The sequence below is a fragment of the Martelella sp. AD-3 genome (assembly GCF_001578105.1).
Lineage (GTDB): Bacteria > Pseudomonadota > Alphaproteobacteria > Rhizobiales > Rhizobiaceae > Martelella.
In genome coordinates this window covers 4249722-4263658 of the sequence record NZ_CP014275.1, presented here as the reverse complement: position 1 = coordinate 4263658, position 13937 = coordinate 4249722, and the positions used below count along the sequence as shown (strand labels likewise).

Here is a 13937-nt window from a genome sequence, read left to right as displayed (position 1 = left end):
CGGCTTCAAAGCCCGTAATACCAGGGCGCCAGAAGCGAGAAGGCGACGGTGATGACGCCGATCAGCGGCAGGCCAGCACGCAGGAAATCGCCGAAGCCGTAGTGGCCCGGACCCATGACCATCAGATTGGTCTGATAGGCGATCGGTGTTGCAAACGAGCAGTTCGCCGCATAGATGACGGCCGCCGCGAAGACTTCCGGCGGCGCGCCGATGCGGTTCGCCATGTCGAGCGCAATGGGAATGAAGAGCGCGGCCGCCGCATTGTTCGAGAGCACATTCGTCAGCAATGCCACGCCGACGAAGAGCAACGCCAGAATGATCGGCGCCGAGGCGCCCCCGCCGAGGCCGACAATGCCCTCGGCGATCAGCTGCGCCCCGCCCGTCGCCTCGAGCGCGGTGGCCATGGCGATCGAAGCGCCCACGAGCAGGAATATCTGCCGGTCGAAGGCGCGGGCCGCCTGCTGGAAGGTGAGGCAGCCGAAGACGATCATCAGCAATGCGCCGGCAACCGAATTGACCACCATGGGCGAAAGCCCGGTGGCCGAGAAGATGACGATTGCCGCAAACAGAAAGCTTGCGATCAGCGCCTTGTCGCGCGGCGGCACGCTTTCGGCCGAATGTTCCAGCAAGAGCAGGTCATGATTGCCCCGCATTGACATGATGTTGTCTTCATTGCCGCCGACGAGAAGCGTGTCTCCGGCCTCGAACCTGAGCTGGGCAAGCGGCGCGCGCGCCATGCGGCTTTTGCGCCGGACGCCGAAAACGGTGACGTCGAAACGCTGCTGGATGCCGCTGAAGCGCACCGTGCGCCCCTCGAACAGGGAACCGGGCGCGATCACCGCCTCTGCCAGGTGGTAATGCGGGCCGACCTTGGTTTCCGTGGCCGGGATCGTGCCGTCCGGCGGCTCGGCAAGGCTGATCTCGCCTTTGGCCAGCATGTCCATGAAGGATTTGCGGGCGCCGGTCATCTGCAGCCGGTCGCCCTCGCGCAGCGCCAGACCGTCATCATAGGGCGGCAGCAGGACGGTGCCTTCGCGGATGACCGCATGCAGAGACATCGGAGCCAGATTGGGAAAGAAGCCCGAACGCGGATTGTCGCCGACAAAGCGGCTGGACGGCTGCAGCACGATCTCGCCGAGAAACTGCGTCCCGGAACTTTCCGGACCCGACTTCTGCTCGGAGCGCTCGCTGCCGAGGATGCGCGGCAGGACGAACAACACGTAAAGATAGCCGATGCCGGCAAGAATCATGCCCATGCCGGTGATCTCGAAAAAGCCGATCTCCAGACCCTCCTTGGCGGCCATTCCGGCGGCAATCAGGTTCGTGGACGAGCCGATCATCGTCGTCATGCCGCCGAGAATGGTGATGAAGGAGAGCGGCATGAAGATCTGATAGGCCGGCAGGCGGAAACGGGCGGCAAGCGAGGTCAGCACCGGAATGAAGATGACCACCACGGGCGTATTGTTCAGGAAGGCCGACGTGACGCCGGCGACCACGAGAATGATGGCGATCGACAGCCGCGGATTACCGCCGTAAATCCGGCCGATCCGGTTGGTGACCCCTTCCAGCGCATCCGTGGCGAAAAGCCCCTTGCCGACGATCAGCAGCGCCAGGACCGTGATCAGCGCAGGCGAGGCGAAACCGGACAGAAGCGCGTCGACCGTGACCGTCTCGCCGCCCTCCGGCGTGAAAGGAAAGGTGCCGAACAGCACGAGAAGAAGCGTGATCGCGCCAAGCGAGATGCTCTCGACCGGTATCCGGTCAAGCGCGTAGAGAAAGATGGTTCCGGCGATAATTGCCAGCGTGGCGTAGAGATGAAAATTCTCAACCAAGTCGGGGCCTCGTGGCCGAAAATCGATAAAGGCGCTGCCTTCCGGCGGAAGACAGGCAGAACTTGTCAAATCGGTCCGCGGTTTGTTATGCAAAAAGCGGTCTGAAATTGGCCGGCTTTAAGCCGGTCGGGCGGATATTGAACGCAAACGAAAGCCGCCGCAAGCCTCGAGGCGTCTCAGGCAGACTGAATTTCCGGGGTTTCCGGCAGCGCTTCTTCCTCCGTCGCCCGGGCTTTGGGCCTTTTTGTCCCGCGGCCGTATTTTGCCCCTTTTTTGCAAATACCGGCACCAGTGGAACAAAGCTGACGCGAACGTCAGCGTTCTTATGCGACCAATCGGAGAACGAAAGGCAACCGCATGACAGCGGATTTTCTCGCAGCGTCTTTGCCGCACACATCTGGAAAATGCTTGAACGCGCGCCGGGAGACGGAAGTTCCCGGATCCGGAGCGGTGCCGGTCTCTGATAGCGAAGCGAGCGCGGGTAATGAAAAATTTACCCTGCGGGCAGTATTTTGCCGGCTGAGAACAGACACACCGTCTTTGAGTAATGCGTAGGAAGTGTGCCTCGTGACGTCGAAGAAGCATCGAAATTCGTCCATCCGCGCCGGTAGGAAAAGCCGTCTGACCCGGCTTGCAACGGCGGTCGCCTTCCTGCTCGTGACAGGCGGCGCGATCGCTGTGATCGCGGCCTCGCCGATCATCTCGGCAACGGTTGCCAAGCCGCAGCTTTCATCCACCCGCGGGCTCGGGGTGACGCTGAACCCGGCCTTCAGGACGCCTGAACGCGCCCAGAGCACAAAGGCGTCGCGGCTTCTCGCCGCCCGCGAAGGCCAGGGCCGGGCCAAGGGGCTGAAGCCTGAGGATGTGCGCCTGTCCTTCTTGAAGCCAAGGCTTGAACGCAGCGGCCAGACGGCGCTCACCGATCTGCAGCGCAGGATGGTTGCCGAACAGATTGCCGACAATGCCGGAAGCGAGATCGCCCTTGCCGGCGTGCCGCCGGAACTGACGCCCAAAATGCCGACACGGACCCAAGGCCCTGCTTCTATTCCGGCAAGCACCGCGCTTGCCGCCGTCTCGCCGAGCGGCCCTGAGGAAGACGGCGCCAGCAGCGCCTTTGAACTCGTGCTGCAGGGTGCCGACGATTCACGCCTGGCACCCGGCGAGGTGCCGACGCCGGAGAAACGCCCCGCCGGCCTGACGCTCGCCTATGCCGATTTCGGTCATGACGGCCTTGACGGCCTTTTCGGCGAAGTGCCGGAGCGGACATCGAAGGTCGCGGTCTACGACATTTCCGCAGGCAAGGTCTACATGCCAGACGGCGAGGTGATGGAGGCTCATTCCGGCCGCGGCAAGTATCGCGACGATCCCAACCACACCCATGTGAAGATGGCCGGCGCCGTTCCGGCGGCCACCTACAGGCTATCGATGCGGGAATCGTTGTTCCACGGCGTTCCGGCACTGCGCATGACATCGGTGGACGGCACGCATCCGCTCGGGCGCACCGGCATTCTCGCCCATACCTACATGCTGCGCACGCCGGGCGATTCCCACGGCTGCCTCGTGTTCAAGGACTATTACAAGTTCCTGAAGGCCTACCGCGAAAACGAGGTCGACTATATCGTTGCCGTGCCGAGCCTGAAGAAAGGCCTGAGCACCCAGCTCGCAAGCCGCACCAGCTGACCGGCGCGACCCAGGACGTCTAGCGCATCGGCCCGAAAATCGGAATCGATTTTCCGAAAGCACGATGCGTAGATTCAATAGGTTAGAGCGTCCTTTGTGCGTCCGAATGGACGCACGGCGCTCCAAGACAAGCACAAAGGCCGGCGCCACGCGCCGGCCTTTGTTGTTTCACGTGAAAAAAGACGGTTAACAGTGCGTTACAGAATGTAGCGCGACAGGTCCGTGTCGTTGGCCAGATCGCCGACATGCTCGCGGACGTAATCGGAATCGATCATGATTTCCTGGCCGGACTGGTCGGGCGCGGTGAACGAGATCTCGTCCAGAACCCGCTCCATCACCGTCTGCAGCCGGCGCGCGCCGATATTTTCGACCGTCGCGTTCAAATGCACGGCGACATCGGCCAGCGCGTCGATCGCGTCCTCGGTGAAGTCGAGATTCAGTTCTTCGGTTTCCATCAGCGCCCGATACTGTCGGATCAGGCTCGCCTCGGTTTCCGTCAGGATGCGGCGGAAATCTTCCTTGGTCAGCGCCTGCAGCTCGACGCGGATCGGCAGGCGCCCCTGAAGCTCCGGCAGAAGATCGGATGGCTTGGAGACATGGAAGGCGCCCGAGGCGATGAACAGGATATGATCCGTCTTGATCGGCCCGTATTTGGTGGCGACCGTCGTGCCCTCGACCAGCGGCAGCAGGTCGCGCTGCACGCCCTCGCGGGAAACGCCGGCCCCCATGCGCCCGTCGCCGGCGGCGATCTTGTCGATCTCGTCGAGGAAGACGATGCCGTCTTCCTGAACCAGCCGCAGCGCCTCGCGCTGGATCACTTCGTCATCCAGAAGCTTGTCGCTCTCGTCGCGGATCAGGTCCTCATAGGAGGCCTTGACCGAGGTGCGGACCTTCTTGGTCTTGCCGCCCATGCCCTTGCCGAACATTTCCGACAGGTTCAGCACGCCGATATTGGCGCCGGGCATGCCGGGGATCTCGAAGCCTCCCATGCCGGAACCGGTATCGGCGATCTCGATGTCGATTTCCTTGTCGTCCATCTCGCCATTGCGCAGCTTCTTGCGGAAACTGTCGCGGGTGGCCGGCGAGGCGGTCTTGCCGACAAGGGCGTCGAGCACGCGTTCCTCGGCATTGGCATGGGCCTTGGCCTGCACTTCCTGACGCTTCTTCTCGCGCACCAGAACAAGGCCGATCTCGACGAGGTCGCGGATGATCTGCTCGACATCGCGGCCGACATAGCCGACCTCGGTGAACTTTGTGGCCTCCACCTTGATGAAGGGAGCGCCCGCGAGCTTGGCGAGGCGGCGGGAAATCTCGGTCTTGCCGACGCCCGTCGGGCCGATCATCAGGATGTTCTTCGGCATCACCTCGTCGCGCAGGTCATCGGGTAGCTGCTGGCGGCGCCAGCGGTTACGAAGCGCAATCGCGACGGCGCGCTTGGCATCGTGCTGGCCGATGATGTGACGGTCGAGTTCGGAGACGATCTCGCGGGGGGAAAAATTGGTCATCTGTTACTGCTCCTCAAGGGTCGCGGGCCATCAGCAGCGCCGGACCGCCTGTCATGCTGAAGGTGCCGAGCCGGACAAAGCCGGCCTTCTCATAGGCGCGGATCGCCGCCGCATTGTCGGGGTGCGGATCGACGAGGACGCGCTTGGCGTCATTGTTCAATGCCCGCTCCGCCATGGCGGAGACGAGGCGGGTGCCGAGCCCCTTGCCGATCATCTCGGCCGGGCCGATAAACTGATCGATCCCGAACGTGCCGGCGGGCTGACCGGCAAGGGCGGGTTCCCTGTCGCGCTCGCCGTCGAGATCGCAAAGCTGGATGTAGCCGATCGGCACATCATCCAGAAGCACCACGAAAGGGGAGACCGTCGGATCATCGAGGTGCGAACGCATCTGTTCCACCTGCTTGTCCGCCCGTTCCCACCAGACAGCGACATGCGGCGCGGCAAGCCAGCGGCCCATCAATTCCAGGTCGCTTGCGGCAAGCGGCCTGAAGCTTATGGTCCCGTCATGCGGCATCCAGGGTTTCCACGATGATGTTGCCGTTGGTGTAGACGCAGATTTCCGAGGCGATCTCCATGGCGCGGCGGGCAACGACATCGGCGGGCTTGTCGCTGTCCATCAGCGCCCAGGCCGCCGCATAGGCGTAGTTGCCGCCGGAGCCGATGGCCATGACGCCGTGTTCGGGCTCCAGCACATCGCCGTTGCCGGTGACGGCCAGCGTAATGTCCTTGTCGGCGACCAGCATCATGGCTTCGAGATTGCGCAGATACTTGTCCGTGCGCCAGTCCTTGGCAAGCTCGACGCAGGCGCGCATCAGCTGGTCGGGATATTGCTCCAGCTTGCGCTCCAGCCGCTCCAGAAGCGTAAAGGCATCGGCCGTGGCGCCGGCAAAACCGGCAATGACATTGCCCTTGCCGATGCGGCGGACCTTGCGGGCATTGCCCTTCATCACCGTCTGGCCGAGCGAGACCTGGCCGTCGCCGGCCATCACCACCTTGCCGTCCTTGCGGACGGTGATGATGGTGGTGGCGTGCATGGTGCCGAAGGGATTGTGTTCGCTCATGATAGTCACCTCGTTTCCGGCTTCGCAAAAAGGCGCGCGAAGCCTGTCCGGCTTCCTATGTAGGCAGCCGTGCCTCATTTGCAATCCGTGAGGCCTGCCTCAGCTTGCGACTTGCGGTTTCTTACGGCTCTGGGCGATGATCATGCCGACAAGGATGAGCGCCAGTCCCGCAAGCCTCAGCAGCCGCTGGCCCTCCACGCCTTCGACCACATCCATGAGCGCGCTCATGCACATCTGGCCGCCGATGATCAGCACCGCGGTGTTGACTGCGCCGATCTTCGGGATGACCCAGGAGCCCGCAGCGACGAAGATGACGCCGACCGGGCCGGCAAGGTACCCGTAGAGCGGGACCTCGGAGACCGTCGGCGGGATCAGCCCGCCGATGATGACGGCAACCACGCTGACGGTGATGAACCCGACAATGTGGTTGTAGAAGGAGGAGACCATCGGCGAGGTGGAGACGCTGAGGCGTCCGTTGACCTGACGGCTGATACCGACGAGAACGCCGGCGGCAACGGCGAAGAGGATCGGAAAGATCATGCCTCGGCCCCTCCCGACATGATGACGAGGACGGAGCCCGAAAGGATGAACAGGACTGCCATCAGGTCGCGCAGGTCGAGACGGCGCGCCGGAAGGCCGAACAGGCCCCACTGGTCGGCGGCAAGCGAAAACAGCACCTGGCCGCCGAGACCAAGGGCGATCGCGCCCGACAGCGCCAGGGGCGAATTGACCGCGAGCGAAGCGGCAACGACGGTGGCGGCACCAGAGACGCCGCCGAGATAGCCCCACCAGGGCACGCGGATTTTCTCGGCTCTCGGGCCGCTCTCGCCCGCTCCGGATTTGCGGAACCGGAGAAAGACGAGAATGGCGATGGCCGCCAGCGTGCCGCAGCCGTGGCCGGCCCAGGAGGCATACATGGGCGAGCCATAGAGCGCGACGACCGCGTTCAGGTGGGTCATCACGGCCATGATGCAGCCGGCCGCAAAGGCGGCAAGGAAATAGATGAGCGAGGGGCGGGCTGGAGATGACATGAGGGGAGACTTTCCGGAGGCATTCACCTGTCAGGCTGTAGCCGAGAACGCTCCGCATTGAAAGGCGCAAGCGACGGCGAATGCCGGTCGTCTGTGAAAAACCATGCGACGACCTTGAAAACGTCAAGACCGGTATCCCTGCCCGATCCGATGTTCCCGCTTTTCTTTTGCGCTTGCCGGGCCTGCCTGTTAAGAAACGGCGATACCGCATGTGATGGAGAGAGACGAAGAGAATGGCAGCCGAAAGCGAAGCCCGCCGCGCCGAGATTGCGCGCAAGACCAGGGAAACCGCCATTTCCGTTTCCGTCAATATCGACGGCAGCGGCGAGGCGCGGATTTCGACGGGGATCGGCTTTTTCGACCATATGCTCGACCAGCTTTCCCGCCATTCGCTGATCGACATGAGCGTTGAGGCGAAGGGCGATCTGCATATCGACGATCATCACACGGTGGAGGATGTCGGCATCGCCATCGGCCAGGCGCTGGCAAAGGCGCTGGGCGACCGCGCCGGGGTGACGCGTTATGCCTCGATCGACCTTGCCATGGACGAAACCATGACCAAGGCCGCGCTCGACCTTTCCGGTCGGCCGTTTCTGGTCTGGAATGTCGCCTTCCCGTCGGAGAAGATCGGCACGTTCGACACCGAGCTTGTGCGCGAATTCTTTCAGGCGCTGGCCCAGAATGCCGGCATCACGCTGCATGTGCTCAATCATTACGGCGCCAACAGCCACCATATCGCCGAGACCTGCTTCAAGGCGGTGGCCCGCGCGCTGCGCTCCGCCGCCGAGATCGATCCGCGCCAGAAGGGCCGCGTGCCGTCGACAAAGGGCATGCTCGCCTGAAGGAGGCCCGATGGGAAGTTACCTCGTTCTGATCCCGCCCGGCGACAATGATCCGGAGAAGATCCGCTTCATCCGCGACCGCTTCGCCTGGCTTGCCTTTCTGTTCGGCCCGTTCTGGCTTTTGGCCAACCGGGCATGGCTGGCGGGCTTCATCACCCTTGGGCTTTCGATCGTGCTGGCCGTTGCCGGTTACTTCGAGCCGCTTTCGCTTGGCGCAAGCGCCGCCTCGCTCGCGCTCAACCTGCTGATCGGGTTCGAGGGGCGCGAATGGAAGGCGCTTGCCATGGAACGTCGCGGCTTCATGCCTGATGGCGTGGTGGTCGCGCCCGATATCGAGACGGCGGAAGCGATCTATTTTGCCGGCCGGAACGAGAGGCCCATATTCACCGATTTTACCTCCGGCCCCGCCGGCAATCGCGCTGCGATGCCTTCCGGCATCGGCCTGATGGACACCTATTCTTGAAGATGACGATGATGAAAGTTGCGATAATCGATTACGGCTCGGGCAATCTGCGCTCGGCGACCAAGGCGTTTGAGCGGGCCGCGCGCGAGGAAGGTCTCGATGCCGAGATCATCCTCACCGACAAGGCCGAGATCGTGGCAGCGGCCGACCGCATCGTTCTGCCGGGCGTCGGCGCCTATGCCGATTGCCGCGCCGGGCTGGATGCCGTGCCGGGCATGGTCGAGGCGATCCGCGAGGTGGCCGAGGACAAGGCCCGCCCCTTCCTCGGCATCTGCGTCGGCATGCAGCTGATGTCCGAGCGCGGGTTGGAAAAGACCGTTTCGGAGGGTTTCGGCTGGATTGCCGGCGACGTGACCGAAATCACGCCGGCCGATCCGGACCTCAAGATCCCGCAGATCGGCTGGAACACGCTGACGCTGAACACGCCGCATCCGCTCTTCGACGGCATCCCGACCGGCGAGGACGGCTTGCACGCCTATTTCGTCCACTCCTATCACCTGGCCGCAAAAAAGCCCGGACAGGTGATCGCCACCACCGATTACGGCGGCCCCGTCACTGCCTTCGTCGCCGACGGCAACAAGGCCGGCGCGCAATTCCACCCGGAAAAGAGCCAGACGCTCGGCCTGAAGCTGATCGCCAATTTTCTGACGTGGACGCCGTGAGGCGGCCCCTAATTTCTATTTCGAGAGACTGAAGCCAGATGATCCTTTTTCCCGCCATCGACCTGAAAGACGGCCAGTGCGTGCGCCTCAAGCTCGGCGATATGGAGCAGGCGACGATCTACAATCCCGATCCCGCCGCCCAGGCGAAAGCCTTTGAGGACCAGGGCTTTACTCATCTGCATGTGGTGGATCTGAACGGCGCCTTTGCCGGCGAGAGCGTGAATGGCGCAGCCGTCGACGCTATCCTGAAGGCGACGAAAAACCCGGTGCAGCTTGGCGGCGGCATCCGCTCGCTGGAGCATATCGAAAACTGGCTGTCGAAGGGTCTTGCCCGCGTCATACTCGGTACGGTCGCCGTGCGCGATCCGGAACTGGTGAAGGCGGCCTGCAAGGCTTTTCCCGGCAAGATCGCCGTCGGCATCGACGCGCGCGGCGGCAAGGTGGCGGTCGAGGGCTGGGCGGAAGCGTCCGAGCTTGAGGTGGTGGAGCTTGCCAAACGCTTTGAGGGCGCGGGCGTTGCCGCGATCATCTATACCGATATCGACCGTGACGGGGTGCTGACCGGCATCAACTGGGATTCAACGCTGGCGCTGGCCGCCGCCGTCAACATCCCGGTCATCGCCTCAGGCGGCCTCGCCTCGATGGACGATATCGCCCGCATGACCAGGCCCGACGCCCAGATCCTCGAAGGCGCAATCTCCGGCCGCGCGCTCTATGATGGCCGGATCGACCCGGCCGAGGCGCTTGAGATGCTGAAAGGTCTGCCGTCATGACACTCAAAGCCCGTGTAATCCCCTGTCTCGACGTCAAGGACGGACGAGTCGTCAAGGGGGTGAACTTTGTCGACCTGATCGATGCCGGCGATCCGGTGGAGGCGGCGCGCGCCTATGACGCTGCGGGCGCCGACGAGCTCTGCTTTCTCGACATCACCGCCACCTCCGACAATCGCGAGACGATCTTCGATGTCGTGACCCGCACGGCCGAACACTGCTTCATGCCGCTGACCGTGGGCGGCGGGGTGCGCACGGTGGCCGATATCCGCAAGCTTCTGCTGTGTGGCGCAGACAAGGTGTCGATCAATTCGGCGGCGGTGAAGAACCCGGATTTCGTCGCCGAAGCGGCCGACAAGTTCGGCAATCAGTGCATTGTGGTGGCGATCGACGCCAAGCGGCGGACCGAAGCCCCGAAGGAGGGCGAAAGCGCCTGGGAAATCTATACCCATGGCGGACGCCAGCCGACAGGGATCGATGCCGTGGCGTTTGCGAAAAAGGTTGTCGCGCGCGGCGCGGGCGAAATCCTGCTGACCTCGATGGACCGTGACGGCACCAAGGCCGGTTTTGATCTGGAGCTAACGCGCGCGATCGCCGATGCGGTTTCCGTTCCGGTCATCGCCTCCGGCGGCGTTGGCAATCTCGATCATATGGTCGAGGGCATTCGTGAGGGCCACGCGACGGCCGTGCTCGCCGCCTCGATCTTCCACTTTGGTACCTATTCCATCGGCGAGGCAAAACAGTATATGGCTGATCACGGCATCGCCATGCGTCTCGACTGAGACGGGGAGGAACGATATGTCCGAATTCACACTCGCCGATCTCGAGGCGATCGTCGCCGAGCGCGCCAAGGCCGCGCCCGAGGAAAGCTGGACGGCCAAGCTCGTTTCCAAGGGCCAGTGCAAGGCGGCCAAGAAGCTTGGCGAGGAAGCCGTCGAAACCGTGATCGCGGCCATCGCCGAGGATCGGGAGAACCTGAAGAGCGAGACCGCCGACCTGCTCTACCATCTGCTCGTGGTGCTGAAGATCGCCGATATTCCGCTCACCGAAGTCATGGACGAACTGGCAAGGCGCACCGGCCAGTCGGGCCTTGCCGAAAAGGCGGGGCGCGCGCCTTCATGATCCGCGAGTTCGAGGACACGTTTCTGCAGGACAATGCCGGCGAGGACCTGACCGACCCGGTCTCGCCCTACCGTTTCTTCTCGGCGGAAGAATGGTCGCGCTTTCGCGCCGACACGCCGCTGACGCTGACGGCGGACGAAGTGCGCAAGCTGCGTTCGCTCAACGACCCGATCGAGCTTGAGGAAGTGCGCCGCATCTATCTCTCGCTGTCGCGGCTGCTTTCCACCCATGTGGAAAGCTCGCAGATGCTGTTTCGCCAGCGCAGCCGTTTCCTGAGCTTCGGCAAGCAGGACAGCAAGACGCCCTTCATCATCGGCGTTGCCGGGCCGGTGGCCGTCGGAAAATCGACAACCGCGCGCCTCCTGAAGCAATTGCTCGCGCGCTGGCCTTCCAGTCCCAAGGTCGATCTCGTCACCTCCGACGGCTTCCTGTTTCCCAATGCGGTTCTGGAAATGGAAGGGCTGATGCGCCGCAAGGGCTTTCCCGAGAGCTTCGACACGGCGGCGATCCTCAGGTTTCTCTCCGCCATCAAGGCCGGCATGCCGAATGTGAAGGCGCCGCTTTATTCGCACCTGAGCTATGACGTGATGCCGGACGCCTACGTGACCGTCGACCGGCCGGATATCCTGATCTTCGAGGGGATCAACGTGCTGCAGGCGCGCAGCCTGCCCGCCGGCGGGCGCATGGTCCCGATGGTGTCCGATTTCTTCGACTTCTCGATCTATATAGACGCCGATGTCTCGCTGATCCACCACTGGTATATCGAGCGCTTCAAGAAGCTGCGCAACACTGCTTTCCGGGATCCCGCCTCCTATTTCCACCGCTACGCCCTGCTTTCGGAAAAGGACGCGCTGTCGACGGCGGAAGACCTCTGGAACAATATCAATCTTAGAAACCTCGAGGACAACATCCTCCCCACCCGCCCCCGCGCCGACCTGATCCTGCGCAAGGGCCGGGATCACCTGGTGGAAACGGTGGCGCTGAGGAAGCTGTGAGGCGGGTTGCGCCCGATCGAGGTGGGGGCGTTTTCGATGTCAGCGGCGGTCTACCCTATTGAATCTAGGCATGGTGCCTTCCGCAGCGCCGCGTCGCCTTGACAGTGAACTGCGTCCGCCCGTTGTTCTTCCCCTCCTACGTCACCTCGGGTCAAGCCCGAGGATGACGCTGCAGAGGCGGAGAGCCTACCCGCCGCAGCGTCAGGTTGATCCGCCCGCCATGCTTCAGCAGTGTCGAGGTGCCCGGATAGGTCCGGGTCACGCCGTGATAGGCAAGCCGGCTCTTGCCGGAAAGCAGCACGATGTCGCCACTTGCAAGTTTCAGCGATTGGGCCTTGTCCTTGCGGTCCGTGCCGCCGACGCGGAAGAGACAGGTGTCGCCGAGCGAGACGGAAAGCACGGGGGCTGAGAAATCGGCCTCGTCGCTGTCCTGATGCATGCCCATCTTCGCCGTGTCATCGTAGAAATTGATCAGGCAGGCTTCCGGCGGTTCGGGATAATCCGCAAGGTCGCGCCAGAGCGCTATAAGCCGTTCGGGCATTTGCGGCCACGGCCTGCCGGTGACGGGGTGGGTCGCCTGATAGCGATAGCCGCCCTCCTTGTCAGTGACCCAGCCGAGCGGGCCGCAATTGGTCATCCGCACGGACATCGCTTTCCCCGTGCGCGGCATGGTCGGCACATAGAGCGGAGCTTGCGTCACCACGGCGCGGATGTCTTCGACAAGGGCCTCCTGCGCTGCGCGGTCGAGATAGTCCGGCAGATAGCGAAATCCTTCGGGCAAAACCGGCTTGTCGACGCTCATGGTTTACTCGTCCGGCGCGGGCTTGCCGCGCGCCTTCTTGATTTCCGAGCGGCCGGCCTTGGCCTTCAGGCGGCGCTCGATCGAACCGCGCGTCGGCTTGGTCTTGCGCCGGCGCGGCGGCGGCGGCGCGGCGGCGGCGAGGATCAGTTCCCTCAGCTTCTCGCGCGCCTCCTCGCGGTTGCGCTCCTGGCTTCGGTGGGCATTGGCCTCGATCAGCAGAACGCCCTCCTTGGAGACCTTGCGGCCGCCAAGGCGCATCGCATTGCGCTTCACGCGTTCGGGAAGGGAGGGCGAGGCTGCAACGGGAAAGAACAGCTGCACGGCGGTTGCCACCTTGTTGACGTTCTGCCCGCCGGGCCCGCCGGAAAGCACGAACTGCTCGGTCAGCTCCCAGCCGAAAATGGTGATCCGGTCATTGATGATGAGATCGCGTGATGCCATGGCCCGCGTTATCCCACGCAGTCGTCCGGTCTTCAAGGCCGCAATCGCCGGTGAAACGGCTTCTGCTTGACGCGGACGGCAATGCGGCCTATTGAGCGGCGACGGCAAGGGACGCCGGCCGCCCGCGGTTTTTGAAACCTTGGTGAAGTTCCCCTTGAACCGATGAGCGATGTGTTGAAAACCTTGCGCATTCGCGGTTCCGGCAATGCGGGCACCGAACCACCAGACAGGCGAATGCGAAGGAAAGACTTCGCCATGTCCACCAGTTTACCGCTGCCATCGCTTGAGAGCCTCAAGGATCAGGCAAAACGCCTGCGCGCCCATCTGGGGCGGGAGGGTGAACCGATCACCCATTCCCGCGCGCTTGAACTGATCGCCGTCCAACACGGCTTCCGCGACTGGAACACGCTTCATGCCAGGATCGGCAATCGCCCGCCGCTCAACCCGTGGGTGCTCGGGTCTCGCGTTTCGGGAACCTATCTCGGGCATCCCTTCGAAGCCGAGATCCTTTCCGTCAGCGCTTTCGCCGGCAAGCCCGGGCACTACCGGCTGACGCTGAAATTCGACGAGGCGGTCGATGTCGTCACGTTTGACAGTTTCTCGGCCTTCCGGCGGCGCATCAACTGCACGGTCGACGAAACCGGCCGGTCGCCGGCGAGAACGTCGGACGGCAGGCCGCATGTGGAACTCGCCTGGTAGACTCCTCGACGACCCGCGAAAGAAGAAATGCC

At 63.3% G+C, this 13937-nt stretch carries 17 protein-coding genes; 9 read left to right on the top strand and 8 right to left on the bottom strand.

What is annotated here, in order from left to right:
• Window positions 1-5: 5 nt before the first annotated feature.
• A complete protein-coding gene (locus tag AZF01_RS19690; RefSeq protein WP_024709129.1) occupies window positions 6-1832 on the bottom strand; it encodes an SLC13 family permease in 1827 nt (608 codons plus the stop codon).
• Between the two features lie 567 nt (window positions 1833-2399).
• Between AZF01_RS19690 and AZF01_RS19685 the strand changes: the two genes are divergently transcribed.
• Window positions 2400-3512, top strand: a complete 1113-nt coding sequence (locus AZF01_RS19685) for a DUF2778 domain-containing protein (protein WP_024709128.1) — start codon at window positions 2400-2402, stop codon at window positions 3510-3512.
• A 197-nt stretch (window positions 3513-3709) separates the two neighbouring features.
• Here the strand turns inward: AZF01_RS19685 and hslU are convergent, their stop codons facing one another.
• The 5 genes from hslU to AZF01_RS19660 all read right to left on the bottom strand — a co-directional run bounded on the left by hslU (window position 3710) and on the right by AZF01_RS19660 (window position 7109).
• The gene (hslU, locus tag AZF01_RS19680) at window positions 3710-5017 is read right to left on the bottom strand and encodes an ATP-dependent protease ATPase subunit HslU (protein ID WP_024709127.1); all 1308 of its coding nucleotides are present in this window, start codon (window positions 5015-5017) and stop codon (window positions 3710-3712) included.
• A gap of 13 nt (window positions 5018-5030) precedes the next feature.
• Window positions 5031-5531, bottom strand: a complete 501-nt coding sequence (locus AZF01_RS19675; RefSeq protein WP_024709126.1) for a GNAT family N-acetyltransferase — start codon at window positions 5529-5531, stop codon at window positions 5031-5033.
• A complete protein-coding gene (gene hslV / locus AZF01_RS19670) occupies window positions 5521-6078 on the bottom strand; it encodes an ATP-dependent protease subunit HslV (RefSeq protein ID WP_024709125.1) in 558 nt (185 codons plus the stop codon). The genes AZF01_RS19675 and hslV overlap by 11 nt, the downstream gene beginning before the upstream one ends.
• Before the next feature lie 99 nt (window positions 6079-6177).
• Window positions 6178-6618, bottom strand: a complete 441-nt coding sequence (locus tag AZF01_RS19665; protein WP_024709124.1) for a DMT family transporter — start codon at window positions 6616-6618, stop codon at window positions 6178-6180.
• A complete protein-coding gene (locus AZF01_RS19660; protein WP_024709123.1) occupies window positions 6615-7109 on the bottom strand; it encodes a DMT family transporter in 495 nt (164 codons plus the stop codon). The genes AZF01_RS19665 and AZF01_RS19660 overlap by 4 nt, the downstream gene beginning before the upstream one ends.
• A 233-nt stretch (window positions 7110-7342) precedes the next feature.
• Here AZF01_RS19660 and hisB point away from each other — a divergent pair, with 233 nt between their 5' ends.
• The 7 genes from hisB to coaA are packed head-to-tail and all read left to right on the top strand — an operon-like array spanning window position 7343 to window position 11963.
• Window positions 7343-7951, top strand: a complete 609-nt coding sequence (hisB, locus tag AZF01_RS19655) for an imidazoleglycerol-phosphate dehydratase HisB (protein ID WP_024709122.1) — start codon at window positions 7343-7345, stop codon at window positions 7949-7951.
• A gap of 10 nt (window positions 7952-7961) precedes the next feature.
• Window positions 7962-8414, top strand: coding sequence for a DUF2628 domain-containing protein (locus AZF01_RS19650; RefSeq protein WP_024709121.1), 453 nt, complete (start codon window positions 7962-7964; stop codon window positions 8412-8414).
• A gap of 11 nt (window positions 8415-8425) precedes the next feature.
• Window positions 8426-9076 (top strand): imidazole glycerol phosphate synthase subunit HisH, encoded by a 651-nt coding sequence (gene hisH / locus AZF01_RS19645; protein ID WP_024709120.1) that lies wholly within the window; start codon window positions 8426-8428, stop codon window positions 9074-9076.
• A 38-nt stretch (window positions 9077-9114) separates the two neighbouring features.
• On the top strand, window positions 9115-9849 hold the full coding sequence (hisA, locus tag AZF01_RS19640; RefSeq protein WP_024709119.1) for a 1-(5-phosphoribosyl)-5-[(5-phosphoribosylamino)methylideneamino]imidazole-4-carboxamide isomerase: 735 nt from the start codon (window positions 9115-9117) through the stop codon (window positions 9847-9849).
• Window positions 9846-10628 (top strand): imidazole glycerol phosphate synthase subunit HisF, encoded by a 783-nt coding sequence (hisF, locus tag AZF01_RS19635; protein WP_024709118.1) that lies wholly within the window; start codon window positions 9846-9848, stop codon window positions 10626-10628. Before hisA ends, hisF begins: the two co-directional genes overlap by 4 nt.
• Before the next feature lie 16 nt (window positions 10629-10644).
• Window positions 10645-10968, top strand: a complete 324-nt coding sequence (locus AZF01_RS19630; RefSeq protein WP_024709117.1) for a phosphoribosyl-ATP diphosphatase — start codon at window positions 10645-10647, stop codon at window positions 10966-10968.
• The gene (gene coaA, locus AZF01_RS19625; RefSeq protein WP_024709116.1) at window positions 10965-11963 is read left to right on the top strand and encodes a type I pantothenate kinase; all 999 of its coding nucleotides are present in this window, start codon (window positions 10965-10967) and stop codon (window positions 11961-11963) included. The genes AZF01_RS19630 and coaA overlap by 4 nt, the downstream gene beginning before the upstream one ends.
• 151 nt (window positions 11964-12114) lie before the next feature.
• On the opposite strand, the gene AZF01_RS19620 is transcribed toward coaA, so the two are convergent.
• Complete coding sequence (locus AZF01_RS19620) at window positions 12115-12765, bottom strand: alpha-ketoglutarate-dependent dioxygenase AlkB (RefSeq protein ID WP_024709115.1); 651 nt, start codon at window positions 12763-12765, stop codon at window positions 12115-12117.
• A 3-nt stretch (window positions 12766-12768) separates the two neighbouring features.
• Complete coding sequence (gene arfB, locus AZF01_RS19615) at window positions 12769-13206, bottom strand: alternative ribosome rescue aminoacyl-tRNA hydrolase ArfB (protein ID WP_024709114.1); 438 nt, start codon at window positions 13204-13206, stop codon at window positions 12769-12771.
• A 255-nt stretch (window positions 13207-13461) separates the two neighbouring features.
• Between arfB and AZF01_RS19610 the strand changes: the two genes are divergently transcribed.
• Window positions 13462-13905 (top strand): glyoxalase superfamily protein, encoded by a 444-nt coding sequence (locus AZF01_RS19610; RefSeq protein ID WP_024709113.1) that lies wholly within the window; start codon window positions 13462-13464, stop codon window positions 13903-13905.
• The last annotated feature ends 32 nt before the right edge of the window (window positions 13906-13937 follow it).